Genomic DNA, 21,585 nt, shown 5'->3' on the forward strand with positions numbered 1-21,585 from the left:
CCCCGACACCCCCCCGGCGGCGTGCCGGGCAGGGCGGAATTCGCGGTCGGTAACCGCCACCGAGGCCGCGGCCATGCGCATCTCTCCAGCCGGGCCAATGCTGATCATGGCCACTTTGTCGCCGTACTCGGCGCTGATCTTTTCGGCCAGGGCATAGTTGCGCAGCCCCTTGTAGGCGGTGGCATCGCTGATATTCACGCCCTGAGCATTGATTACGATTTTATACATTGCGCCCGCAGCGGGCGCGCCTTCGAGAATGATGGCCGCATAACCCAGCCGGGCCAGTACCTGGCCGGCCTGGCCGCCGGCATTGGCCTCTTTGATGCCGCCGGTCAGCGGACTTTTGCAGCCCACGGAAATGCGGCCCGATGTGGACGCCGCCGATCCGGTGACCATGCCCGGGGCAATGACGAATTTGTTTTCCGGTCCCAGGGGGTGGCAGTCCGCCGGAACCTCTTCATACACCACCATGGAGGTCATGCCCCGCCCTCCCATGCCGGCATAGGGCCCCAAGGGTCCTATGATTGCCTTGGGGCCCCGGGGGCGCCCATGTCGATTCGCAGAATTTTGTCCATCAGCAACTCCTTATTGTTTGGGCAACGCAGCTAGCGCGTTTTCGATATCTGCCGGTTTAAAACCGACAATGGTTTGATTCCCCACAATCAGCATCGGGAAAGAGAGGGTCGGATTCATGCGTTTCAACTGCCTGAGGGTGTCATTGCGCGATTCACCGATCAGCATGTCCACGAGAATGGTTCGAAACGGTACACGGCGTTCCCGAAGTAGTTTTCTGACGGACTTGCAATGCCCGCAGGTCTGTAGTCCGTAAAGGGTGATGAGGGTTGCCTTAGCTTCCGGGCAGTATGGCATGAACATCTTTCCTCGTGTCGGGTTCCGGTTAAGTGGGTTTGGCCGGCCCACCTCGGGTAAGGCGGGCCGGCCAACCACAAGCCGACAATACGGCAGGAACCCGATTAGCGTGCATTCCGATCAAGTACGTTCCGATTAGAGCGCATTTTTGTAAATGTCGATCACGTCCTCCAGGGTCGGACAGCGCGGGTTGGTCAGCCCGCAGGCATCCTTCTGGGCGTTTTCGGCCATGGTCGGCAGATCATCCTGCTGACGCCGAGTTCTTTCAGTCCCGATGGAATACCAATGTCAGCAGAAAGCGTGCCAATGGCCTCCAGGGCCATTTCCGCTGCCGCCCGTGTGGATAGCCCGTCGATGTTTTCGCCCATGGCAACGGCGATGTCGGCAAAGCGATCCATTTTGGCGATCAGGTTGAACCGGCTGACATGGGGCAGCAGGATGGCGTTGCAGACACCATGGGGCAGATCGTAGAACCCGCCCAACTGGTGGGCCATGGCGTGCACATGGCCAAGGCTGGCGTTGTTGAAGGCCATGCCGGCCAAATACTGGGCGTAGCACATCTTGTCACGGGCCTCCATGTCCTGGCCGTTGGCCACGGCGGCCCGCAGGTATCCGGCGACCAGTTCGATGGCCTTGAGGGCGCAGGCGTCGGTAACCGGGGTGGCCGCGGTGGAAACATAGGCTTCCACGGCGTGGGTCAGGGCATCCATGCCGGTGGCGGCGGTCAGTGCCGGGGGCATGCCCACCATGAGCAGCGGGTCGTCGATGGCCACGTTGGGGGTTACCCGCCAGTCCACGATGGCCATTTTGACCTTGCGGCTGGTGTCGGTGATGATGCAGAAACGGGTCATCTCGCTGGCCGTTCCGGCGGTGGTGTTGACGGCGATGAACGGTGGCATGGCCTTGGAGGACTTGTCCACGCCCTCGTAATCACGGATGTTTCCACCGTTGGTGGCGATGATGCCGATGCCCTTGCCACAGTCGTGGGCGCTGCCGCCGCCCAGGGAAATGATCAGGTCGCACTCCGTCGACTTGTAAAGATCATAGCCCTCATGCACGTTGTTGTCCGTGGGGTTGGGATGGGTACCGTCGTAGATCACCGGATCCACACCGCATTCGGCCTTGACCACTGCTGCGATCTGGTCGGCGATACCCGCCGCAGTGATGCCCTTGTCCGTGCAGATGAACGGCTTGGATCCGCCGAGCACCTTGATCTGGTTGCCGATCTCTTTGTAGGCGCCGATGCCCATCAGGGTAACCGTGGGAATGAAAAATCCGAATACCTGCTCCTGTACTGCCATGTGTGCCTCCTAGGTGAAAAGTTGATTTGACTGTCAAGGTTTCGCTTCCCTTATGGCAAGGACCAGGCCAGGTTGGTTGGTTTGGTACGATAAAAAACCACGATGCTGGTCAAGGCCTTGAAAATTAAATTTTATTCATCGAATAAGTGTTCGTTTTTTTTATCGGGAACCCTTGTCTCAATGTTTTTCCTTGCAATTGGCGTCTGTCCCGGGGCAGTTTGACACATTGGGGGAGATCGGTTTGGGTTGAAATGACACATCATTGCTTGGCAACGGGCGGTTTGCCTGAAGAATTAATGGTGGGCCGGTGGCACACCCTTCGCAGTCTTATCCGCGATGAATGCAAAAACGGTTGCATCTCGGACGGGTTCGCAAAAATCATGAATTTCATACAATCCCGGTGACAGAAGGATGACCCATGGACGTGCGTAAATTTTCCATTCCTGAGATCCTGTTCGGTCAGGGCAGCCTGCAATACGCGGCGCTGTGTGCCTATCGCATGGGCGGCGAAAAGGTATTTCTGGTAAGCGATACCGGGCTTGAGAAGGCCGGGTGGGTCGAGCGGGTTTTTTCCATCCTGCGCAAGGAGGGGCTGAGCTGGACTTATTTTAACGAAATCAACTCCAATCCCCGTGATTATCAGGTCAGCGAGGGCGCCAAGCGCTATCTCGCGGAAGGGTGCGATGTGGTCATGGCCATTGGCGGGGGAAGCCCCATGGATGCGGCCAAGGGGATTGCCACGGTGGCCAGCAATGGTGGCGAGGTAAACGATTACGAAGGTGCCAACCGCATTCAGCAGCCGCTGCCCCCCATGGTCTTCATGCCGTCAACGGCCGGCAGCGGTGCCGACATTTCCCAGTTTGCCATTATCACCGATAGCCGCCGCAAGGTGAAGATGTCCATCATCAGCCGCACCCTGGTGCCCAATATTTCCATTACCGATCCGGTGCTGTTGACCACCAAACCCACCGAGCTGATCATTTCATCGGCCATCGACGCCCTGTCCCATGCTGTCGAAGCCTATGTTTCCCCCATCGCGTCCACCCTCACCGAGACCCAGTCCCTAAAGGCCATCGACCTGATTCTTAACCATCTGCCGTCGCCATCCAGGACCGTTCGCTGGATTCCATGGAGAAGTTGTCCAGCGCGGGTACTTTTGCCGGTATGGCCTTCAGTAACGCCAGCCTGGGGCTCGATCATGCCCTGGCCCACTCGTTGGGCGGCAAGCTGGACGTGGCCCACGGCCTGATCCATCCGGTGCTGCTGCCATCGGTGATGCGCTTCAACCTGCCGAGCTGTGTGGAGAAGATGGCCAATATTGGAGAGATCATCATCGGCCGGCGCCTGTCCGGTGCGGAGGCCACCGCCAGGGAGGGGATCGCGCGGCTGGAAGCTTTTTTTGCCGATTTCAACATATCGACGCGGCTGCGCGACATTGTCAGCGATTGCGATGTGCTGCCCAAGATCTGCGAGATGGCCCTCCATGACACTTGCCTGGTGACCAATCCCCGGGAGGCCGACGTCGACGCGATGCTCGATATCTGCAAGGCGTGCTGGTAATGAGCGAAAAGCCCAAAATTGAAGACCTGATCGGACTGGGCCACAGCAAGCTCGGTTTTTATAAAGAAGTTCAGAAGAAGATTGGTGAGCTGCGTAAATCCAACCGGGCGCTCGAGCAGCAGGGACGGAATGTCCAGGCGATCCTTGATGGAATTACCGATATCGTGGCCGTCATTTCGCCCGACCATCGCATCGTATCGGTCAACCACAGCTTTTTCGAGATTTATTCCCAGGATTCGCCCGAGGGGGAACGTTGCTACGACATCTTCCGCGGCCGCAGCAAGCCCTGCCAAGCGTGTGTGATGCGCGATGCCCTGGAGCGAAATTGTGTCTGCCGCCAGGACGCCATGATCGCCGTGGGCGACCACTACCGGCATTTCTCCATTACTGCGGCGCCGCTCCGCGACAGCCAGGGCCTGCCCACGGATATCCTGGTGGTCAAACGGGACGTCACCCTTGAGAAGGAGTTTCAGGCCAAGTACTACCACGCCGAGAAGATGGCCACCATCGGTCTCCTGGCCGCCGGGGTGGCCCATGAGATCAACAATCCGCTGACCTCCATCCGCGGTTTTGCCGAAGGGCTTCAACGGCGCATGGCGACCCTGGCGGATGCGGTGTCCGACGACGCCTGAAGAGCGATTTCGCCGAGTACCTGGAGATCATTCTCAAGGAGTGCCGGCGATGCAGCGGCATCGTGCGCAGCCTGCTCACCTTCAGTCCCCGCCGCAGCGCCGAGTTTTCACGGATCGGGCTCAATGAGCTGGTCCGCAATGTGCTGCGTATTCTGCACCACAAGCTCAAGCAATACCCCGACCGGTTGATCCAACGGCACCTGGATGAGGCCTTGCCCACGATCCAGGCCAATGCGGCCGAACTGGAGCAGGTGATCCTGAATCTGGTTCTCAACGCCATCGATGCCGTTGATGCGGGGCGCGGCGCCATCCTGATTCGTACCCGTGTGGCCGACGAGCGGCGGGTCATTCTTGAAATCGAAGACAATGGCTGCGGCATCCCGCTCGAGGATCAGCAGAAATTGTTCGAGCCGTTTTTTACGACCAAGCCGGTGGGAAAGGGCATCGGCATCGGCCTTTCCACCTGCTACCATATCATTCAGGCCCACGGCGGTGAGATCAACGTGAGCAGCACACCCGGCCGGGGCGCCCGTTTTACGGTGGTGCTGCCGATGACCGTCGATTCGGGGGGATCATGACATCTGCAGACGAGACAATGCATGTACTGGTGGTGGACGACGAGCCCTCGATCCGGCGCCTGATTGAAAAGGAGCTGGGCAGCCAGCGACGGCGGATTACCGCAGTGGGCTCGGCCGAGGCGGCGATGCGGGCCTTCGGCCAGGAACCCTTTGATCTGGTCCTTTTGGATATGCGCCTGCCGGACGGCAACGGACTGGAGCTTCTGGCCCAGTTTCAGGATCTGGCGCCTGAAGTTCAGGTGATCATTCTTACCGGCTACGGCGAGGTCGAAAATGCGGTGCAGGCCATGAAGCTGGGGGCCTATGATTACATCGGCAAGCCCTATGCCCTGGATCGGCTGGACATGGTGATGGAAAAGGCCTTCCAGCGGACCTGCCTGCAACGTGAAAACCGGATGCTGCGGCATGCTCGGTCGGCCCAGGTCACACCCAATCTGGTGGGCCGCTCCAGCCTTTTGGAGAACATCCGCTTTCTGATCCGCAAGGTGGCCCCGGCCCAGGTTCCGGTGCTCATCACCGGTGAAAGCGGCACGGGCAAGAATGTGGTGGCCCGGCAGATCCACGAGCTGAGCGATCGCCGTGACCAGCCGCTGATCACCAAGAACTGCGGCACCTTCCAGAAGGATCTGCTGCGCAGCGAGTTGTTCGGTTACCGCAAAGGGGCCTTTACCGGCGCCCATGAATCCTATGAGGGGCTGCTTTCCATCGCCCATCGGGGAACCATGTTTCTCGACGAGATCGGCGAGCTCTCCGTGGAGGTGCAAAGTGCCCTGCTGCGCGTGCTCGAAAACAAGACCTTCCGGCGGCTGGGCGAAAAAGAGGAGAAACGGCTGGACGTGCGTTTCATCTGCGCCACCAACCGCAACCTGCAGGCCGCCGTGGAGGCCGGCACCTTCAGTGAGGCCATGTATCACCGGCTCAACGTGTTCAACATCCCCATGCCCCCCTGCGCAACCGCAAGGAGGACATCCCGTCGCTGATCGAGTATTTCCTTGGCCGGTTGCGTCCGGGGGAACACATGGCGCGCGTCACCGACCGGGCCCTGCAGTGCCTGATGGCCTACGATTGGCCAGGGAATATTCGTGAGCTGCAGAATGTGCTCGAGCGCGGCTTGATCCTGGCCGAGAATGACCTGATCACCACCGCCTGCCTGCCCCAGGAACTGAGCGGCCAAGCGATTGCGGAAACGGTGGACGGCCCCTTCTTGTCCCTCAAGGCTTTAGAACGGCAGCACATTCTGGCCGTGCTGCAGTATGTCGGCGGCAGCCGCACCCGCGCGGCGGAGATTCTGGGCATCGGCCGCAAAACCCTCTATCGCAAACTTCAGCAACTATCCCTCCCCTGAGTAACGCGCCGGTAACAATTTCCCCTCCAGATCACATCGGGCTTGACAATCCTGTTTTGTATGGAGACAATAATCTGCTTGTAGCTTTCCGGTACGATTTCAGTCCGTTGTCCAAAGGATCGTCAGAACGACCCTAATTATCTTGTAAAACTACTAAAAGAACGATGGGGGCAGAATGGCACAAACAATCGCCGACCGTAGGGATGTGGATTTTGTACTGCATGAACAGCTGGATGTTGCAGCGCTGAGCAAACACGAGCGGTTTGCTGAATTCAACCGCAAGACCATCGACCTCATTGTCTCCGAGGCTCGCAATTTCGCCATCAAGGAGATGGCGCCGGTATCCAAAATCGGCGATGAGGAAGGATGCCGTTTCGAGAATGGGAACGTGAGTGTTCCCGAAGCTTTTCAGCGCATCTGGGAACTCTTTTCCGAAGGCGAGTGGATTGCCCTCACCGATGACCCTGAATCCGGCGGGCAGGGGATGCCGCATACGGTGGCCCTGGCGGCGCGGAACTATTTTCACGGAGCCAACTTCCCCTTCATGATGATCGTCCTATTGTCCCACGGCGCTGGCAAGCTGGTCGAAAAGTTCGGCACCGACCTGCAGAAAAAGCTGTTTCTGAAAAAGATGTACGGCGGCGAGTGGGGTGGCAGCATGATGCTCACCGAAGCCGAGGCGGGTTCGGATGTGGGCGCGCTGACCACCACGGCGGTGAAGAACGCGGATGGCACCTATGCCATCAGCGGCAGCAAGCTGTTTATCACCGCCGGTGATCAGGACCTGACCGATAACATCATTCACCCGGTGCTGGCGCGCATCGAGGGGGCACCGGCCGGCACCGCCGGCATCTCTCTGTTCCTGGCGCCCAAAATCTGGGTTAACGAAGACGGCAGCCTGGGCGAAGAGAACGACATCGTCTGTACCGGTATCGAAGAGAAGATGGGCATTCACGGCAGCCCCACCTGTTCCATGACCCTGGGCGGCAAGGGCAATTGCCGTGGAATGCTGCTCGGTGAGGCCAACAAGGGGATGCGCGCCATGTTCGTCATGATGAACGAGGCCCGTCTGGACGTGGGTATGCAGGGCGTCGCCTGTGCGTCGGCCTCCTATCTCAACGCGCTGAATTATGCCCGCGAACGCGTCCAGGGCCGATCGCTTACCGCCACGGGCAAGGACGCCCCCGGGGTGCCGATCATCAACCATCCGGATGTGCGCCGCATGCTGATGAACATGAAGGTCTTCAGTGAAGGCGGCCGCAGCCTGCTGTTCTTCATCGGCCATTGCGAGGACCTGTGCCGCGTCAGCAGCGATCCGGAGGAACAGGCCCGTTTGCAGCAGCTCATCGGTGTGCTCATCCCCATCGCCAAGGGATATCTTACCGACCGGGCCTTCGATGTGTGCAGCCTGGGCGTTCAGGTTTACGGCGGTTACGGCTACACGCGTGAGTATCCCCAGGAGCAGTACCTGCGCGATCTCAAGATCACGCATATCTACGAGGGCAGCAACGGCATCCAGTCCATGGATCTGTTGGGCCGCAAGCTGGCCATGGACAAGGGTGCTGGCTACGCCCAGCTGCTTGAGAAAATCCGCGAGACCGTTGCCGCCGCCAAGGCCATGCCGGAACTGGCCCCGTTGGCCGACGAACTGGCCGCCGCGTTGGAGAAATTGGAGGAGACCGCCGGGTTCATCCGCAACCTGGCCACGTCCGAGAAGATGCTCGACGCCTATTGCCATTCTTATCCCTTTATGAATGTCACCGGCGATGCGGTAATGGCCTGGATGCTGTTATGGCGTGCCACGGTGGCGGCCCAAAAGCTCGAAAAGGGCGGTAAAAGCAAGGACAAGGCCTTCTACGCGGGTCAGATTGCCGGGGCGCGTTTTTTCATCCGTACCCTGCTTCCCAAAGCCTGCGGGGAGATGGATGCCATTTTGAAAGCCGACGGCGTCGCCATGGAGACCGGCGAGGACACCTTCGGCGGCAAGTAGTCTCTTCTTCTCCAATGATCTGAGGTAGATCTTCAGACGGGATCCCATGCCGGCGCATGGATCCCGAACCGCAGGGTCGGTCACCGTTTTCCTGCCGCGACGGCTACCGGGTCGACCCGCCCGGTCTGCCGGCACCGTTTCTCACGCTGTTATTGTAAATCGAAATCACTTTTTGGCATTGCTCATAAAAAGGGAAGTCGGCTATACTGAACCAATATGATCCGGTTCGGATAAAACCCTCAACTGAAATACATTCATGTACGGGATGATGCGCGCCCAACCCGGCGACCATCCCACACGACGGCGACCATGCCCGGCGGGCGGAGCACCATCCGTCCGGGGAACCACACCAACCTCACCGACAGGGGGAATCGATGAACACGCCAGCCTTATCCGCAGAAGACAAAGCCCGCTACCGTACCCTCGACAAGGAGAACCTCGATTTTCTCATGAACCGCTACAACCGGGTCAACCGCTGGGTGATTGCCGACATGATCCGCCGTAGCGCCTACCACTATCCGGACAAGGCCGCGTTGGTTTTCGGCGACCGATCCCTGACCTACCGCGAGCTGGAGGCCGAGAGCAACCGGGTGGCCAACGCCCTGACCAGCCTGGGGGTGGAGAAGTACGACCGGGTGGCCATCCTGGCCCACAATACCATCCATCACGTGCTGGTTTGGTTGGGGTGTTGCAAGATCGGCGCGGTCTACCTGGCCATCAACTATTTACTCAAGGATAAGGATGTCTCCTATTGCATCGACCACTCCGAAAGTCGCGTTTTCATCGTCGAGGACGCGCTGTACGATTTGGTGGCCGAGGTGTTGGACGGGATGAAGACCGTCAAGACCCTGATCTGGTCGGATGACATGGCCGGTCAAGCGCCGCCCGACGGCCGTTTTCGGAATTTTTCCAGCTGGTACCCGGAATTTCCGGCTGATCCACCCGATGGGATCCTGCGGATCGAGGATCCCTGTCAGATGACCTACACCAGCGGTACCGAGTCCCTGCCCAAGGGGGTGATCATCGGCAACCAGGCCCTCATGGCCCAGTACATGGGCGCCATCATTGACGGCCGCTACACGGCCGACGACATCAATGTCAACGCCCTGCCCATCTACCATTGCGCCCAACGGGATGTTTTTCTCAACCCGATCTTCTGGGTCGGCGGCACCAATATCCTCATGGCGCCGGACATCGGCCAGATCCTGAAGACCATCGCCGACCACCGGGCCACCATGTTCTTCGCCCCGCCCACGGTGTGGATCGGCATGCTGCGGCACCCCGATTTCGACCGGTATGACCTCTCCAGCCTGAAAAAGGCTTACTACGGCGCTTCGATCATGCCGGTGGAAGTGCTCAAGGAGATGCTCGAGCGCCTCCCCGGTGTCGGCATCTACAACTACTACGGCCAGACCGAGCTGGCGCCCTACCATACGATCCTCAAGGCCGAGGATGCCCTGACCAAGCTGGGATCGGCCGGCATGGCCGGGCTGAACATGCAGACCCGCCTGGAAGACGACGACGGCAGCACCGTCGAAGCCATCGACACCCCCGGGGAGATCTGTGGCAAGGGACCCCATGCGATGATCATGTACTTCAAGGATCCCGAGAAGACCGAAGCGGCCATGCGCGGCGGCTGGTTCCATTCCGGTGACATCGGGGTGCTCGACGCGGATCGCTACATTGCCGTCGTGGACCGCAAGAAAGACATGATCAAGACCGGTGGCGAGAACGTTTCCACCCGTGAAGTGGAGGAGGCCATCTATCGGGATAAGCGGGTGGAAGAGGTGGCGGTGGTCGGCGTGGACCACGCCAAATGGGTCGAGGCCGTGGTCGCCATCGTTGTCCCCCGAAAAGGGCAGGCCATTACCGAGGAAGAGATCCTCGCCTTGTGCCGGGAGCATCTGGCACCCTTCAAGGTGCCCAAGCGGATTCTCCTCGCCGACACGTTGCCCAAGACGCCCACCGGCAAAATCCTTAAGCGAGAGATGCGCAAGCAGTACAAACAACTGTTCGCATAGCCGTGCCGTTACAATTCAAACGTGATGGACTCGTAAAAAGTCGCATTTCCGACGGATTCGTAAAAAGCCCGAGATCAAGGCTTGCGAATCCTGAGAATACCGCTATCGCGGGTGCCGTAGGCAGCGTACTTAGCGTACTCCGCAGTGACGAGGGATACGCGTAACGCCGATATCGGGCTTTTTACGAATCCGTCAAACGTGGAGCGACACCCCATGAGAGTCTTCCAAGTAGAAAATGACTGGTCCATGGACAACGTCCGTCTGACCACGCGGCCGGATCCCGTTCCCGGCCCGGGCCAGGTGCGGGTAGGCATGCGGGCCGCGGCCCTCAACTACCGCGACCTGCTCGTGCCGCGGCGCGGTTATGGATCGCGCATGAAAGCCCTGCCGTTGATCATGCTCAGCGACGGCGTGGGCGTCGTGGACAGGATCGGTGAGGGCGTGAAGCACTTGTCCGTGGGCGATCGGGTCTGCCCGCTGTTCTTCCAGACCTGGGTCGACGGCCCGCCTACCAAGCCGCGCCTGGCGCAGAGTCTGGGCAGCGAGGTCGATGGCACCATGGCCGACTTCATGGTCCTGCCCGAGCTGGGCGTTGCGCCGGCACCGGCTCATCTGGACGCTGTGGAAGCGGCTTGCCTCGGTACGGCGGCGGTGACCGCCTGGCGCGCCCTGGTGAGCGAAGGCGGCATCGAACAGGACGACACAGTGCTGATTCAGGGCACGGGCGGTGTGTCGCTCTTCGCCCTGCAGTTCGCCAAACTGCGGGGCGCCCGCACCATCGTCATTTCCTCCAGCGATGAAAAGTTGTCCCGCGTGCGTCGGCTCGGCGCGGACGAGACCATCAACTACCGCAAGGTGCCTGAATGGGGCCGGCGGGCACGTGAGATCGCTGGTGCTGACGGCATCGACCATGTCGTCGATGTGGGTGGCCAGACCACACTGCCCCAGTCCTTGCGGGCGATCCGGGTTGGCGGGACGATCAGCCTGATCGGTGTGCTGGGGGGCGGTGCCATGGATGTGCCCCTGGGGCCGGTGGTTACGCGACATGTCCGGCTGCAGGGCATCACCGTGGGTTGCCGCGCGGATTTCGTTCAGATGGCCGCAGCCATGGCCACGCACGCGCTGAAACCGGTGATCGACCGTGTTTTCGCCTTCACCGAACTGCGCGCGGCCCTGGACCACCTGGCCGGCGGCAGCCATTTCGGCAAGATCGGCATCACCCATTGACGGGCGATCGGGAAGCGGGGTCGGTTTTATTGATGACAATTTCTTGACAAAACAGGCGGCTCATCCTAAGAACAATAACACATTGTGGTACGAAGCAACGACAACCCGGACCCTTGGCCGGCCGGCCGAGGCGCACACGCTGCAAAAGGATGGCCCATGGAGGAGCATAAACAGATTCGGCTTTTTATCGCGCCCGACGTGAGGGCGGAATTGGAGAAGCGCCGGCTGGGCGACGAAGAGATTCAAAAGACCCTCGCCGAGGCCGAGAAAACCGGCAAGAAATTCGTCCATCCGGCGACCGGCCATTTCCTGGCCGGCGCCCGCCAGAACACCGTATCGGTCTGGGTGGAATATGCACCCCGGGAGGATGGCTTTGACATTCACAAGGCCTACCAATACCGCCTGGAGATTTTTGCCTGGGACCTGAAAACCGGTAAGACCCGTGGGGATTGAGCGCCTTCATCCAGCGGCCTTGATGAATCGCCGGGATGTTCCCTTTCCACCCACCCCCATTAACATGATGAGCGTGAAAAATGACTGTCGATCATATCAAACCCGAAGATCTCGAGTGGAAATGCTTTCGTTGTGACCAGCCCCTGGTGGCCGAATCCGTGATCGCCATCTATTTGGGCAACAACATCACCACCCAACTGCCTCAGTGTCCGACCTGCCACAGCGTTCTCGTTTCCGAAGAGCTGGCCGTCGGAAAGATCGCCGAGGTGGAAAAATTGCTCGAAAACAAGTAGGATGAACGCGTAAAAAGTCGCATTTCCGACGGATTCGTAAGAAGCCCGAGATCAAGGCTTGCGAATCCTGAGGAATGAGGCGTACTTTTGCGTACGCCGCAGTGACGAAGGATACGCGTAACGCCGATATCGGGCTTTTTACGGATCCGTCAAATAGGATTGCATACCGATGGATGATACCCTGATGCAAATGCTGCGCTATGCCAGCAAAGGCTATGCCTGTAGCCAGATCATGGCGTTGTTGACCCTGGACCAATGCAATACGTCGAACCCGGGCTTGGTGCGCGCCATGGCCGGACTGGTTTACGGATGTGGCAACGGGGTTGCCACCTGTGGTGTCCTGACCGGCGCTTGCTGTGTGATCGGTTATTTTGCCGGCAAGGGCACCGACACGGAGACGGGCAACGAAGCGCTGATGCTGATGCTCGAGGAGATGAACGACTGGTTTCAGAGCCGCTTCGGCGAGCACCATGGCGGGATCACCTGCCAGGCCATCGTCGGCGAGGCCGGCCCCCAGGCATCCCGAAGCATCTGCGCCGGCATCCTTTCCGAAACCTATGCCCAAACCCTTCAGATTTTAGCTGACCATGGCATCGACATCCAATAAGCCCGAGAATCCCGCCGATGATACGGTCGGCCGTACGCTGAGCCTCTGCCCGGTGTGCCTCAAACGCATCGAGGCCGTGCGGCGAGAGATCGACGGCGAGGTGTGGCTGTGCAAGCATTGCCCCGAGCATGGCGAATTTAAAACTCCCGTTTGGCGCGGTAATCCCTCGTGGCGCACGTGGCAGCGGCCCAAGACACCTGCCGCGCCCGTGGCCGACCGGCCGTTGCCGGTCAAGGGCTGTCCTTTTGATTGCGGGCTGTGCCGCGACCACCACCAGCGGTCGTGCACGGTGGTCATCGACGTCACCCAGCGCTGCGATTTGGTCTGCCCGATCTGCTTCGCGCGCTCGACCCATGCCGCGCCGGAAGATCCGGACCGGCATGAACTCGAGCGGCGCTTTGCCCGGGTGGCCCGTACGAGCCCCGGCAGCAACATCCAGCTGTCGGGCGGCGAGCCCACTATGCGGGACGATCTGCCGGAGATCGTCGCCATCGGCCGTAAGGCCGGGTTCGGCTTTATCCAGCTCAACACCAACGGCATCCGGATTTCCCGGGACGACGGCTTCCTGCGGCGTCTGGCCGACGCCGGCCTGGACTCGGTGTTTCTCCAGTTTGACGGCACCCAGGATGCCATCTTCCGTAAAACCCGCGGGCGGGACCTGCTTTCCAGCAAACTGGCGGCCATCGAGGCCTGTGCCCGGGTGAACGTGGGCGTGGTGCTGGTGGTGACCGTGGTTCCCGGCGTCAACGACGGCGATCTCGGCGCCATTCTGAAGCTGGGCGCGGCCCGCACACCGGTGGTGCGCGGCGTGCACTTTCAGCCGATCAGCTACTTCGGACGCTTTCCCAAGACCCCGCAACCCGAGGACCGCATCACCCTTCCCGAGCTGATGCGTGCCATCGAGGTCCAGACCGACGGCGCCTTTGCGGCCAAACAGTTCAGCCCGCCGGGTTGTGAGAACGCCATGTGCTCCTTTTCGGCCAAGTTCATGGTCCAGCCGGACCTTTCGGTGCGCCCGCTGATGCCGGTCTGGCAAGGGTGCTGCGGAACCATCGAGACCGCCGAGGAGGGTGCCCGCCGGAGTATTTCCCAGACCGCCCGGCAGTGGTCCGGCGTGCCGCGGGATCAACTTCGCCCGCAAGCTTCACCCGCTATGCCCTTGGAGACGGCCAGCGTTCAGGACAACACGGGCGCCATGGACTTGGACCAGTTTCTCCGCCAGGTGCGCACCCGGACCCTGGCCGTATCGGCCATGGCTTTCCAGGATGCCTGGACCCTGGATCTGGAACGGGTGCAGGATTGCTGCATCCACGTCGCCGATGATAAGGGCCGGCTGATTCCCTTCTGCCTGTACAACCTGACGAGCATTGACGGAAAAGGGCTCTACCGCCCATGAAGCGATCCAGCCCACCCGCCTGGAAAACTGGCTCAAGGCCCGCCTGGCGCCGCAGCCCCTGTCGGTAGCGAATCTTCAGGCCTTTCAGCTGGCGCGGCTCAACCACACCCTGGCCCATGTGCGTAAGAACAGCCCTTTCTACCGCGAGCGGCTCAAGGCGCTTCCCCATCGGCCGCTCACCGATCTCAGCCAAACGGCCGACCTGCCGCTGATCAGCGCCGACGACCTGCGCCAGCATCACCTGGAGATGCTCTGCGTTTCCCACAGCCGGGTCACGCGCGTGGTCACCATGCAGACCTCCGGCACCACGGCCGCACCCAAGCGGCTCTATTTTTCCGAAGCCGATCTGGAGCGTAACATCGATTTCTTCCACCATGGGCTGACCTGCATGCTCGCGCCCGGGCAGACGCTTCTGATTTTGCTGCCCAGTACCTCGCCGGACAGTGCCGGCGACCAGCTCAAGCGGGCGGCGGCACGCATTCCCGCGGAAGGGCATGTCCATTGGCCGGTCATGGATCTGGAAGGTCTTCTGGAAGCGATCGAGACGCGGCGGGTGAACTGCCTGGTGGGAGCACCGGCCCAGATTTTCGCCCTCTGCCGGCATGCGAAGGATGCCGGCCGGTTGCGCCCCAATCCCATCCAGAGCGTTCTGCTCACCACCGACTATGTACCCCGGTCCGTGGTGGATGAAATCCGCGAGCAATGGAATTGCCGGGTTTTCGAGCATTACGGGATGTCCGAAATGGGGCTGGGCGGCGCCCTGGAGTGTGATGTCCACGAGGGCTATCATCTGCGCGAGGCCGACCTGTTGGTGGAGGTGGTCGATCCGGTCAGTGGCACCCCCCTGCCGCCGGGCGTGGAAGGGAGGTGGTCTTTACCACGCTGGCCCGCGAGGCCCTGCCCCTGATCCGCTACCGTACCGGCGACCGGGCCGCCTGGATGGAAGGCCCTTGCGCCTGCGGCAGCATCATGCGCCGCCTGGGCAAGGTGCGCGGTCGCATCGCCGATCTCACCTCTGCGCGCACGTCCCTGTCCATGCCGCAGCTGGACGAGGCGATTCTCAGCCTGCCGGGGATCTACTCCTTCAAGGTGGTCCTGCAACGGGAAGCGGCGGGGGAGACCCTGGATTTGACCCTGTTTTGCCCGGAATCACGCGCCACGATGCTGGCGGCCGACGTGCGCGCCGTGGTGAAGCCGCTTCTGGACAACCCGGCCGCCCCATCACCCGCCATTCGCATTCACACGTGTCCGCCCGCCGACCTGCGCTGGGACAGCTCCGGCATGATCAAGCGCGCCATCGGATAGCGCGTATCGCTAGGCGATGATCACATCTTCGATGAGCTTGTCTTTCAAGAGCAGGGCCTGGGCGTTTTTGCGGATCCAGTTCAAAAATGCCGTAGCCGTTGGAATAGATGAGGGTGCCGTTCCGGCTGATGTCGAAGGAGGCCACGTGTGCGGCCAGGATGGTTTCGTTGTCATTCTCGTCGCGTCGGATCAGCACCCACGAGGCCGGCACCAGGACGGTACGCCCATGATCCTGGCGCCTTTGCGCAGGGCCTTTTCCGCATCGATGACCTTGCCTTTCAGCATGATGGTCTTAAGGTCGTCACCGGCCATCTTCGGTCCGGATGCGGTGGTCAGCGGTTTTCTGGAATAGACCAGCGAGAAGAAGTTCAGGTAGTGAAATACCGCCCGCAGCAGGCGGAAGGGGAACAGAATAAAGTCGAGGACGGCGGTCATGGGCCCGTAGGTGTTCATCTCGTAGGGCCGGCGGATATAGTAGAGATAGCCGTCCACGCTGATGTGCGGCTGCAGGAAATCGTATTGCGGGTTTTCGAGCACCGTGGTCATGCGCTGCTGGTCGAGGTCGAGCGCCTGGATGGCGGCGGCGCCCCGGCCGATGGCGTACCCGTCCGTGTTGCGCGCGATTCCCGATGACTGAAAGAGGATGCGGCGTCCCTTGCCTGGAATCCACGACGGGCAGTCATCCATGGCGTCGCCCTCGGTCAGGATCTTCATGTCCGTGCCGTCCGGGCTGATCAGGGTGATGCTGGCGGTTCCGTTGGCAAACTGCCGCGAGCAGACGAATTCCTTTGTCTCCGGATGGATATCCAGATCCCGGCCTTTGAATTTTTCCTTATGGAACAGGCGGGTCTCCGCTTTTGTGCCCGGGTGCCCGGCAAACAGGCCGCCGGCCGAATCGGTCTCCAGGAAATAGAAGAGCCGCTCATCATCCGGACACTGGGCGACGCTGGTGATGTTGACCTTGATGGCATCGGCGTTGACCGCCTCCACGCCCCACAGGCTGCCCCGCCAAAGTGCGATCCCGCGCCCTGGGTCTTCCACTCGTTTTTCTGGTGAATTCTCAGGGTCTGGTCGATGAGCTTTTGCCCGAAGGGGCTTTGAAACGGCTCGGCCGGTGCGCCATCGGTCAGTTGAAACAGTTTTCCCTGGGAGATGTAGGCCATCTGGCGGCCCTTGACCGACACCGGCGCTGGCGATGCATCGAGATTGCCCATGGGCGCGTTGGCCTGGCCTTGCCCCGATATCCATTCCGTGAAAAAATAGACCAGAAATCCGATCCAGGGGATCAGCAGGAAGGCGATCCAGTAGCGGGATTTATTCCGCTGGATGGCGTGATGGATGAAAAAGACCTGGGCCATGATTTCAAGGATGGCCAGAAGATGCATGGGTCGACTCCTGTTGACGTTACCGGCATGGCCCCTTATCGTGGATTGGAGCCTTGACGCCTTATAGCGGTGTTTATCGCCCTCAGGTAGCCATTTCTGAAATGGAATCGTCAATGCGGAAGAAAGGTCCTTTTGATGGCAGACCGATTTCTTCTTCGATATTGACCCGTTATGGATGGACACGCAACCATCGATGGAGAAAAGAAAATGAAGATCGGATTCATTGGTTCAGGAAACATGGGCATGCCCATGGCGGCCAACCTGCTGGCGGCCGGCCATGACCTCACCATCTACAACCGCACGCCGGCCAAAGCGCAGGTGTTGGTCGCCAAGGGTGCACGGTCCGGCGGCACCATCGCCGATGCCTGCCGGGGGGACGTCGTGATCAGCATGCTGGCCGACGATTCCGCCCTGGAAAGTGTGGTTGTCGGCGAAACGGGCATTCTTGCCCACTTGGGCAAAGGCGCCATTCACGTCTGCATGGCCACCATCAGCGTGGCCCTGTCGGAGCGGCTGTCCCGCCTGCACGCCGAGGCTGGTCAACGGTTCGTGGCCGCGCCGGTTTTCGGGCGTCCGGATGCGGCGGCGGCCGGTAATCTGTTTGTCGTGGCCGCCGGAGATCCGAAAGCGGTCGAGGCCTGCACACCGCTGTTCGACGCCATGGGGCAGCGCACCTTCGTGATCGGGGATATCCCGCAGCAGGCCAACCTGGTCAAACTCAGCGGTAATTTTCTGATTGCTTCGGTCATCGAAGCCCTGGGGGAGGCCATGGCATTGGTGGGCAAGGCGGGCATCGACCGGCATCAATATCTGGATATCCTCACCTCGACGCTTTTCAGCGCGCCGGTTTATAAGACTTACGGGGGACTGATCGCCGGTGAGAAATTCCAACCGGCCGGGTTTGCCGCACCGTTGGGCGCCAAGGACATGCGATTGGCCCTGGCCGCTGCCGAGGCGCTACGCGTGCCCATGCCACTGGCCAGTCTCCTACGCGACCGTTTCCTGGCACTGCTTGCCCAGGGCGGTGAGGCGCTCGATTGGTCGGCCATCGGCGGGTTGGCCGCCCGGGATGCCGGGCAAGGGGATCCGTGTTAGCGAGTTTCCAGAGCAGTGCCGGGTAAGCCACTTTTGCTGAGCTGATAGATGTATGCGTTAACGATACTGCCGTCTTTTAGCCTTGCCTTGGTCAGCACGCGCTCATAGCCGTCCCCTTCAAACTGATCGAGCCTGGACCAGTGTTCGGCAAGATGCTCCGAGCTGAATAAAAAGCCCTGCACCTCGTCACCATGCTCGTCCAGAATGATTCCCGGGTAACCAGCCGCCGCGCCCCAGGCTTCTGGCAGTAATGTTCCTGTAACGCTCGCGGGTTCCCATGCGCCGGAAATGCAACTCAGCACATGTTCGTTTGACCGTCCCGGGGCTAACGTCCCATAAACAAAGAGTCGGTTAACCATATTATTTCCGTCGTAACACCTGTTTTCAGTGGACAGCTGCACTGTTATCGATTGACCGCAGCCATCTCTTCGGGCGAGTACCGATCCCCGCGTACCTGGTCTGCCAATGCATCGAGCGTCGCTCGATTCTCATTTGTGAGGCGACAGTCAAGAGCCCCTATGTTGGTCTGGAGATTCACGAGCTTGGTCGTGCCTGGAATGGCTACAACCCAAAGGGCGCAACCAGGGGGATGCCGGCTGCTTGTCGGTGAGCAACGCTCTGGCGGGTAACCGCCCGGGTGATCGGTCAGAAGTCAGCAGAGGCCATAGTCGCTTAGGCGCCCGTTGTAATGGTCGGGACATGGTGAAGGGCCAAACTCAGAGCAGGAGCCAGTGATCATAGGCTCAAGCAAACAGGACCGACCGGTCAGATATGTCTTGCTTGGCGCGATATGAACCCGCTGTGCCCCTAATGGCTGTCTGTAGTATCTGTCAAAGAGCTATCGTCGATCATTCAAATTCCCGGCTATGGCCCGGATGGTTCTGGGAACCACCCAGTGCGGACCCGCTTGATAGGATGGTGTGGGGGCTGGGGGAGAAAAATCCTCGGCTACCCGATTGGCAGCCTATTTACCGTCTTTCTTGGCCGGAAAGTAGACCATCCCTGCTCCCAGCTTTTCATTCGGCCGAGTGATGAATCCAAACGTCTTGTAGAATTTCTCACGGCCAATGGCCGAAAATAGTCCCACGAATGTCGCCGGACTTGATACGTTTTCAACGTGCTTCATCAGCGACTTCATGATCTGTTTACCGATTCCGCGGTTCTGCCAATGTTTGTGCACGATGACATCCGTGATGAAAACCTGAATTCCGCCGTCACCCACAAGTCGCCCCATCCCGATGGTTGTGCCATCGCTATCTTCCACGCAAACTCCGAAGATGGTCTTGGCGAGTGAATCCTTGAGCGCGGACTCCGGTGGAATTCCCCATCCCGCATTGGTTCTGAGTTCCTGAAATTCAGCGGCGGTTGGGATTCGTTCGATGTATCGCAGGTTGTTTGTCATGAACTGTCCTTCGTCACTGCCAACGGGCTTTTCACAGGTGCCGGCTGTTTGGCGTCCTGTGCAAAAGTTGGTTGGGCAATCCCTAATCATACGGGCTTCATGCCTACAGCGAGTATTCGTGGACCAAGCGCTGGTTCTTTCTCAAGCATGCGAGCCATTGCCATAATTTTTTCCCGCTTTGTTGGGTCATGCCATGCTGAATCAATTTCGGGAACAAGCCATGCCGGACCAACGACCCCGATTACCACTTTACAAATTAAACCAACTGCCTCCACTTCATTCTGCAGATCTTTTGGAAGATGAAATACGGCATTGGGAAGGGTGTTGATACCATCAGGTGGATTGGTACGCAGCCCAGTTTCCACTTCTGTCCGGATCATCTTCATATATTCAGCATCGTAGATAAGACCTTTTATAATACCATAGATCGCTCCTGCGTAGCGAGTAATTCCAAACGCAAGTAAAACGCCACCCGGTCGCAAAACCCTCCATGCTTCGGACAAGGCCTGTCTACGATCCGCAATGTCCACTAAATGATATAAAGGACCGTGCATAACGACTGAATCTATAGATGAATCTGCGAAATCCAGAGATCGGGCATCTCCGACATGCATACTTGCAAGAGAAGGCATTTCACCCTTTTCTGATAACGCTTTGGCCTGCTCAATATGCTTTGGCACGATATCGACTAAGTATACTTCATACCCTATACCAGCCATGAAAAACGAGTAGATGCCTGAGGCACCGCCGGCATCAACCACAACGGCCGGAGGCTTTGGCAGGAAACGGGAAATAAGTTCTTCGGTCCTAGCTCTCTCAAGTTGACCAAAGCCATCAGTTAACCGACTGGATTCATCGTATGATTCAGTGTAATGTGAGATTACCTCATCTGTCTGTATATATTTTCGGCGATTGTTTATCATGCTGTTTTCTTCATTTCCCGTCGTGCCCAGCGGCCGCGAGCTAACTTGCGGCGGCCAAACGACCAGAAACTATCAATAGAAAAAGGAATTTGCTGATAGCACGATCGGCCAAAATACCACCGTAACCGCCGTCAAAGTTTAGCGCTTCGGCCTCCCTTCACTTCGCTCCTGATACGTATGCACCCAAATCCCTGAAATCACCTATGGAGAAACCGCTCCTCAGGAACTCGCCGTGCCTATCTCTCCCCAACCCAACCTGTGCGCGGTGGAAGGGATCGTGGAAGTCGGTCCCACTGGTAGCGAAAAGGCCGAGTTCCTTGGTCAGGGTCTCCAGTTCGGCAACCACGGTGGGGCTGTGTTTGAACGTATACACTTCAACGCCTTGGATTCCCAAGTCGGCGATCTCCCTGATGTCTTGGTCACCAAGCTTCTGTTCCCCGGGGTGCGCAAGGACTGGGACGCCACCAATCCTGATGACCGTTTCTATGGCCTCACGTGCGTCGAGAAGGTCGGATGTCGGTCGTTCGGTCCACCAGTATGAACCCGAAGATAGGCTGTACCGGGCCAGAACATCCGCGTACTGGTCCCGGATCTCAGGCCAGTATGACTCGGACCAACGGTCTGGTTCGGACCGGCCGGTGAACAAGTAGAGACAGTGACGAGCTGGGATTCTCAATTCGTCTGACACGTCCGCGAGTTTCCTTGACAGCACAACCGCAATGTGGAACGGGGACGGCATCGTACCACGTACCCATGATAGCTCCTCTGGAGCAATACATATACGGTGTCGTCGTCCGTCGGGACTCCTGACCACGATGGGATTCTTGCAGCTCGTTTGACACATCTCCCGAGCCCATTCATGATCACGCTGTTTCACCGAGGCGAGTTTGTCAGCCAATTGGGCATCATCAGCCGCGACAGCCGTTTCAAAGCCGTAGCCCAGGATGTGTATGATGCGGCCACTGAAACGGCAAGTCAGCTCCATGCCGGGCATGAACGGCATCTCGAGTGACCGGGCTGCGGTCTCGGCCTCCTCAAGACCCGCAATTGTGTCATGGTCGGTCAAGCTTAGCTCTTGCACTCCGGCTTCAGACGCGTGTCGGACTAGTTGTGTGGGCTCAAACAACCCATCTGAGCAGTTTGAGTGAACGTGAAAGTCTCTTACCGGAACTGTCATACTGCCTCCCATACTCGATGTGCCG

Annotated in this window: 25 protein-coding genes and 1 pseudogene; 17 read left to right on the forward strand and 9 right to left on the reverse strand. The window is 59.4% G+C overall.

From position 1 onward, the window contains the following. The 3 genes and pseudogenes from JCM12296_RS20950 to JCM12296_RS20960 form a co-directional block, all read right to left on the reverse strand. On the reverse strand, window positions 1-513 hold a 513-nt coding region (locus JCM12296_RS20950; RefSeq protein WP_281492096.1), incomplete at its 3' end, for an aldehyde ferredoxin oxidoreductase N-terminal domain-containing protein. A 72-nt stretch (window positions 514-585) separates the two neighbouring features. Then, window positions 586-870, reverse strand: a complete 285-nt coding sequence (locus tag JCM12296_RS20955; protein ID WP_054697568.1) for a glutaredoxin family protein — start codon at window positions 868-870, stop codon at window positions 586-588. A gap of 135 nt (window positions 871-1,005) precedes the next feature. Beyond that, window positions 1,006-2,171: pseudogene (locus tag JCM12296_RS20960) on the reverse strand (iron-containing alcohol dehydrogenase). Between the two features lie 418 nt (window positions 2,172-2,589). Here JCM12296_RS20960 and JCM12296_RS47875 point away from each other — a divergent pair. The 15 genes from JCM12296_RS47875 to JCM12296_RS21020 all read left to right on the forward strand — a co-directional run bounded on the left by JCM12296_RS47875 (window position 2,590) and on the right by JCM12296_RS21020 (window position 15,578). Continuing rightward, on the forward strand, window positions 2,590-3,420 hold the full coding sequence (locus tag JCM12296_RS47875; RefSeq protein WP_281492098.1) for an iron-containing alcohol dehydrogenase: 831 nt from the start codon (window positions 2,590-2,592) through the stop codon (window positions 3,418-3,420). Further along, a complete protein-coding gene (locus JCM12296_RS47880) occupies window positions 3,336-3,731 on the forward strand; it encodes a dehydroquinate synthase/iron-containing alcohol dehydrogenase family protein (protein ID WP_281492099.1) in 396 nt (131 codons plus the stop codon). Before JCM12296_RS47875 ends, JCM12296_RS47880 begins: the two co-directional genes overlap by 85 nt. Next, window positions 3,731-4,363 (forward strand): PAS domain-containing protein, encoded by a 633-nt coding sequence (locus JCM12296_RS45175; RefSeq protein ID WP_246804658.1) that lies wholly within the window; start codon window positions 3,731-3,733, stop codon window positions 4,361-4,363. Before JCM12296_RS47880 ends, JCM12296_RS45175 begins: the two co-directional genes overlap by 1 nt. Before the next feature lie 62 nt (window positions 4,364-4,425). Then, window positions 4,426-4,941, forward strand: a complete 516-nt coding sequence (locus JCM12296_RS45180; protein ID WP_246804660.1) for a sensor histidine kinase — start codon at window positions 4,426-4,428, stop codon at window positions 4,939-4,941. Then, a complete protein-coding gene (locus JCM12296_RS20975; protein WP_246804662.1) occupies window positions 4,938-5,921 on the forward strand; it encodes a sigma-54-dependent transcriptional regulator in 984 nt (327 codons plus the stop codon). The genes JCM12296_RS45180 and JCM12296_RS20975 overlap by 4 nt, the downstream gene beginning before the upstream one ends. Before the next feature lie 20 nt (window positions 5,922-5,941). Then, on the forward strand, window positions 5,942-6,286 hold the full coding sequence (locus JCM12296_RS45185; RefSeq protein ID WP_479690876.1) for an AAA-type ATPase lid domain-containing protein: 345 nt from the start codon (window positions 5,942-5,944) through the stop codon (window positions 6,284-6,286). A 175-nt stretch (window positions 6,287-6,461) separates the two neighbouring features. Beyond that, window positions 6,462-8,276 carry an acyl-CoA dehydrogenase gene (locus JCM12296_RS20980; RefSeq protein WP_054697572.1) on the forward strand — a complete coding sequence of 605 codons (1,815 nt, stop codon included), beginning with the start codon at window positions 6,462-6,464 and terminating at the stop codon, window positions 8,274-8,276. Between the two features lie 374 nt (window positions 8,277-8,650). Continuing rightward, window positions 8,651-10,297, forward strand: a complete 1,647-nt coding sequence (locus JCM12296_RS20985) for an acyl-CoA synthetase (protein WP_054697575.1) — start codon at window positions 8,651-8,653, stop codon at window positions 10,295-10,297. Window positions 10,298-10,510: 213 nt separating this feature from the next. Further along, entirely contained in the window at window positions 10,511-11,524 is a 1,014-nt protein-coding gene (locus tag JCM12296_RS20990) for a zinc-dependent alcohol dehydrogenase family protein (RefSeq protein WP_054697580.1), read from the forward strand. Window positions 11,525-11,680: 156 nt separating this feature from the next. Continuing rightward, entirely contained in the window at window positions 11,681-11,977 is a 297-nt protein-coding gene (locus JCM12296_RS20995) for a hypothetical protein (protein WP_054697582.1), read from the forward strand. An 80-nt stretch (window positions 11,978-12,057) separates the two neighbouring features. Then, entirely contained in the window at window positions 12,058-12,270 is a 213-nt protein-coding gene (locus JCM12296_RS21000) for a DVU_1557 family redox protein (protein ID WP_054697586.1), read from the forward strand. A gap of 169 nt (window positions 12,271-12,439) precedes the next feature. Continuing rightward, a complete protein-coding gene (locus JCM12296_RS21005) occupies window positions 12,440-12,877 on the forward strand; it encodes a DVU_1555 family C-GCAxxG-C-C protein (RefSeq protein ID WP_054697589.1) in 438 nt (145 codons plus the stop codon). Further along, window positions 12,858-14,273 (forward strand): radical SAM (seleno)protein TrsS, encoded by a 1,416-nt coding sequence (gene trsS, locus JCM12296_RS21010; RefSeq protein ID WP_054697592.1) that lies wholly within the window; start codon window positions 12,858-12,860, stop codon window positions 14,271-14,273. Before JCM12296_RS21005 ends, trsS begins: the two co-directional genes overlap by 20 nt. After that, window positions 14,245-15,180 carry a DVU_1553 family AMP-dependent CoA ligase gene (locus JCM12296_RS21015; RefSeq protein WP_054697595.1) on the forward strand — a complete coding sequence of 312 codons (936 nt, stop codon included), beginning with the start codon at window positions 14,245-14,247 and terminating at the stop codon, window positions 15,178-15,180. Before trsS ends, JCM12296_RS21015 begins: the two co-directional genes overlap by 29 nt. Then, on the forward strand, window positions 15,141-15,578 hold the full coding sequence (locus JCM12296_RS21020) for a phenylacetate--CoA ligase family protein (RefSeq protein WP_054697597.1): 438 nt from the start codon (window positions 15,141-15,143) through the stop codon (window positions 15,576-15,578). The genes JCM12296_RS21015 and JCM12296_RS21020 overlap by 40 nt, the downstream gene beginning before the upstream one ends. A 9-nt stretch (window positions 15,579-15,587) precedes the next feature. Here JCM12296_RS21020 and JCM12296_RS38670 read toward each other — a convergent pair whose 3' ends face one another. Together JCM12296_RS38670 and JCM12296_RS21025 are read right to left on the reverse strand one after the other, a co-directional pair. Then, window positions 15,588-15,752 (reverse strand): hypothetical protein, encoded by a 165-nt coding sequence (locus JCM12296_RS38670; RefSeq protein WP_157067788.1) that lies wholly within the window; start codon window positions 15,750-15,752, stop codon window positions 15,588-15,590. 15 nt (window positions 15,753-15,767) lie between these two features. Continuing rightward, the gene (locus tag JCM12296_RS21025; RefSeq protein ID WP_157067789.1) at window positions 15,768-16,619 is read right to left on the reverse strand and encodes a TolB-like translocation protein; all 852 of its coding nucleotides are present in this window, start codon (window positions 16,617-16,619) and stop codon (window positions 15,768-15,770) included. An 11-nt stretch (window positions 16,620-16,630) separates the two neighbouring features. Here JCM12296_RS21025 and JCM12296_RS21030 point away from each other — a divergent pair, with 11 nt between their 5' ends. Together JCM12296_RS21030 and JCM12296_RS21035 are read left to right on the forward strand one after the other, a co-directional pair. Continuing rightward, window positions 16,631-17,020 carry a hypothetical protein gene (locus JCM12296_RS21030; RefSeq protein WP_157067790.1) on the forward strand — a complete coding sequence of 130 codons (390 nt, stop codon included), beginning with the start codon at window positions 16,631-16,633 and terminating at the stop codon, window positions 17,018-17,020. 150 nt (window positions 17,021-17,170) lie between these two features. Next, window positions 17,171-18,058, forward strand: coding sequence for an NAD(P)-dependent oxidoreductase (locus JCM12296_RS21035; RefSeq protein ID WP_054697613.1), 888 nt, complete (start codon window positions 17,171-17,173; stop codon window positions 18,056-18,058). Here JCM12296_RS21035 and JCM12296_RS21040 read toward each other — a convergent pair. The 4 genes from JCM12296_RS21040 to JCM12296_RS21055 form a co-directional block, all read right to left on the reverse strand. Next, window positions 18,055-18,417, reverse strand: coding sequence for a gamma-glutamylcyclotransferase family protein (locus JCM12296_RS21040; protein ID WP_054697603.1), 363 nt, complete (start codon window positions 18,415-18,417; stop codon window positions 18,055-18,057). The two genes, JCM12296_RS21035 and JCM12296_RS21040, sit on opposite strands and share 4 nt — an antisense overlap. 605 nt (window positions 18,418-19,022) lie before the next feature. After that, complete coding sequence (locus JCM12296_RS21045; protein WP_054697604.1) at window positions 19,023-19,460, reverse strand: GNAT family N-acetyltransferase; 438 nt, start codon at window positions 19,458-19,460, stop codon at window positions 19,023-19,025. A gap of 86 nt (window positions 19,461-19,546) precedes the next feature. Next, complete coding sequence (locus tag JCM12296_RS21050; RefSeq protein ID WP_054697607.1) at window positions 19,547-20,383, reverse strand: class I SAM-dependent methyltransferase; 837 nt, start codon at window positions 20,381-20,383, stop codon at window positions 19,547-19,549. Window positions 20,384-20,540: 157 nt separating this feature from the next. After that, entirely contained in the window at window positions 20,541-21,572 is a 1,032-nt protein-coding gene (locus tag JCM12296_RS21055) for a PHP domain-containing protein (RefSeq protein ID WP_054697610.1), read from the reverse strand. Window positions 21,573-21,585: the final 13 nt, after the last annotated feature.

Origin of the sequence: Desulfosarcina cetonica JCM 12296 (genome assembly GCF_001311845.1) — a bacterium.
Lineage (GTDB): Bacteria > Desulfobacterota > Desulfobacteria > Desulfobacterales > Desulfosarcinaceae > Desulfosarcina > Desulfosarcina cetonica.

Bases quoted from the DNA above. Each gene is read 5' to 3' on its own strand.
- JCM12296_RS20955 (WP_054697568.1), bottom strand. From the start codon at position 870: ATGCCATACTGCCCGGAAGCTAAGGCAACCCTCATCACCCTTTACGGA.
- JCM12296_RS47875 (WP_281492098.1), top strand. From the start codon at position 2,590: ATGGACGTGCGTAAATTTTCCATTCCTGAGATCCTGTTCGGTCAGGGC.
- JCM12296_RS47880 (WP_281492099.1), top strand. From the start codon at position 3,336: ATGGCCTTCAGTAACGCCAGCCTGGGGCTCGATCATGCCCTGGCCCAC.
- JCM12296_RS45175 (WP_246804658.1), top strand. From the start codon at position 3,731: ATGAGCGAAAAGCCCAAAATTGAAGACCTGATCGGACTGGGCCACAGC.
- JCM12296_RS20975 (WP_246804662.1), top strand. From the start codon at position 4,938: ATGACATCTGCAGACGAGACAATGCATGTACTGGTGGTGGACGACGAG.
- JCM12296_RS20980 (WP_054697572.1), top strand. From the start codon at position 6,462: ATGGCACAAACAATCGCCGACCGTAGGGATGTGGATTTTGTACTGCAT.
- JCM12296_RS20985 (WP_054697575.1), top strand. From the start codon at position 8,651: ATGAACACGCCAGCCTTATCCGCAGAAGACAAAGCCCGCTACCGTACC.
- JCM12296_RS20990 (WP_054697580.1), top strand. From the start codon at position 10,511: ATGAGAGTCTTCCAAGTAGAAAATGACTGGTCCATGGACAACGTCCGT.
- JCM12296_RS20995 (WP_054697582.1), top strand. From the start codon at position 11,681: ATGGAGGAGCATAAACAGATTCGGCTTTTTATCGCGCCCGACGTGAGG.
- JCM12296_RS21000 (WP_054697586.1), top strand. From the start codon at position 12,058: ATGACTGTCGATCATATCAAACCCGAAGATCTCGAGTGGAAATGCTTT.
- JCM12296_RS21005 (WP_054697589.1), top strand. From the start codon at position 12,440: ATGGATGATACCCTGATGCAAATGCTGCGCTATGCCAGCAAAGGCTAT.
- trsS (WP_054697592.1), top strand. From the start codon at position 12,858: ATGGCATCGACATCCAATAAGCCCGAGAATCCCGCCGATGATACGGTC.
- JCM12296_RS38670 (WP_157067788.1), bottom strand. From the start codon at position 15,752: ATGACAACGAAACCATCCTGGCCGCACACGTGGCCTCCTTCGACATCA.
- JCM12296_RS21035 (WP_054697613.1), top strand. From the start codon at position 17,171: ATGAAGATCGGATTCATTGGTTCAGGAAACATGGGCATGCCCATGGCG.
- JCM12296_RS21040 (WP_054697603.1), bottom strand. From the start codon at position 18,417: ATGGTTAACCGACTCTTTGTTTATGGGACGTTAGCCCCGGGACGGTCA.
- JCM12296_RS21045 (WP_054697604.1), bottom strand. From the start codon at position 19,460: ATGACAAACAACCTGCGATACATCGAACGAATCCCAACCGCCGCTGAA.
- JCM12296_RS21050 (WP_054697607.1), bottom strand. From the start codon at position 20,383: ATGATAAACAATCGCCGAAAATATATACAGACAGATGAGGTAATCTCA.
- JCM12296_RS21055 (WP_054697610.1), bottom strand. From the start codon at position 21,572: ATGGGAGGCAGTATGACAGTTCCGGTAAGAGACTTTCACGTTCACTCA.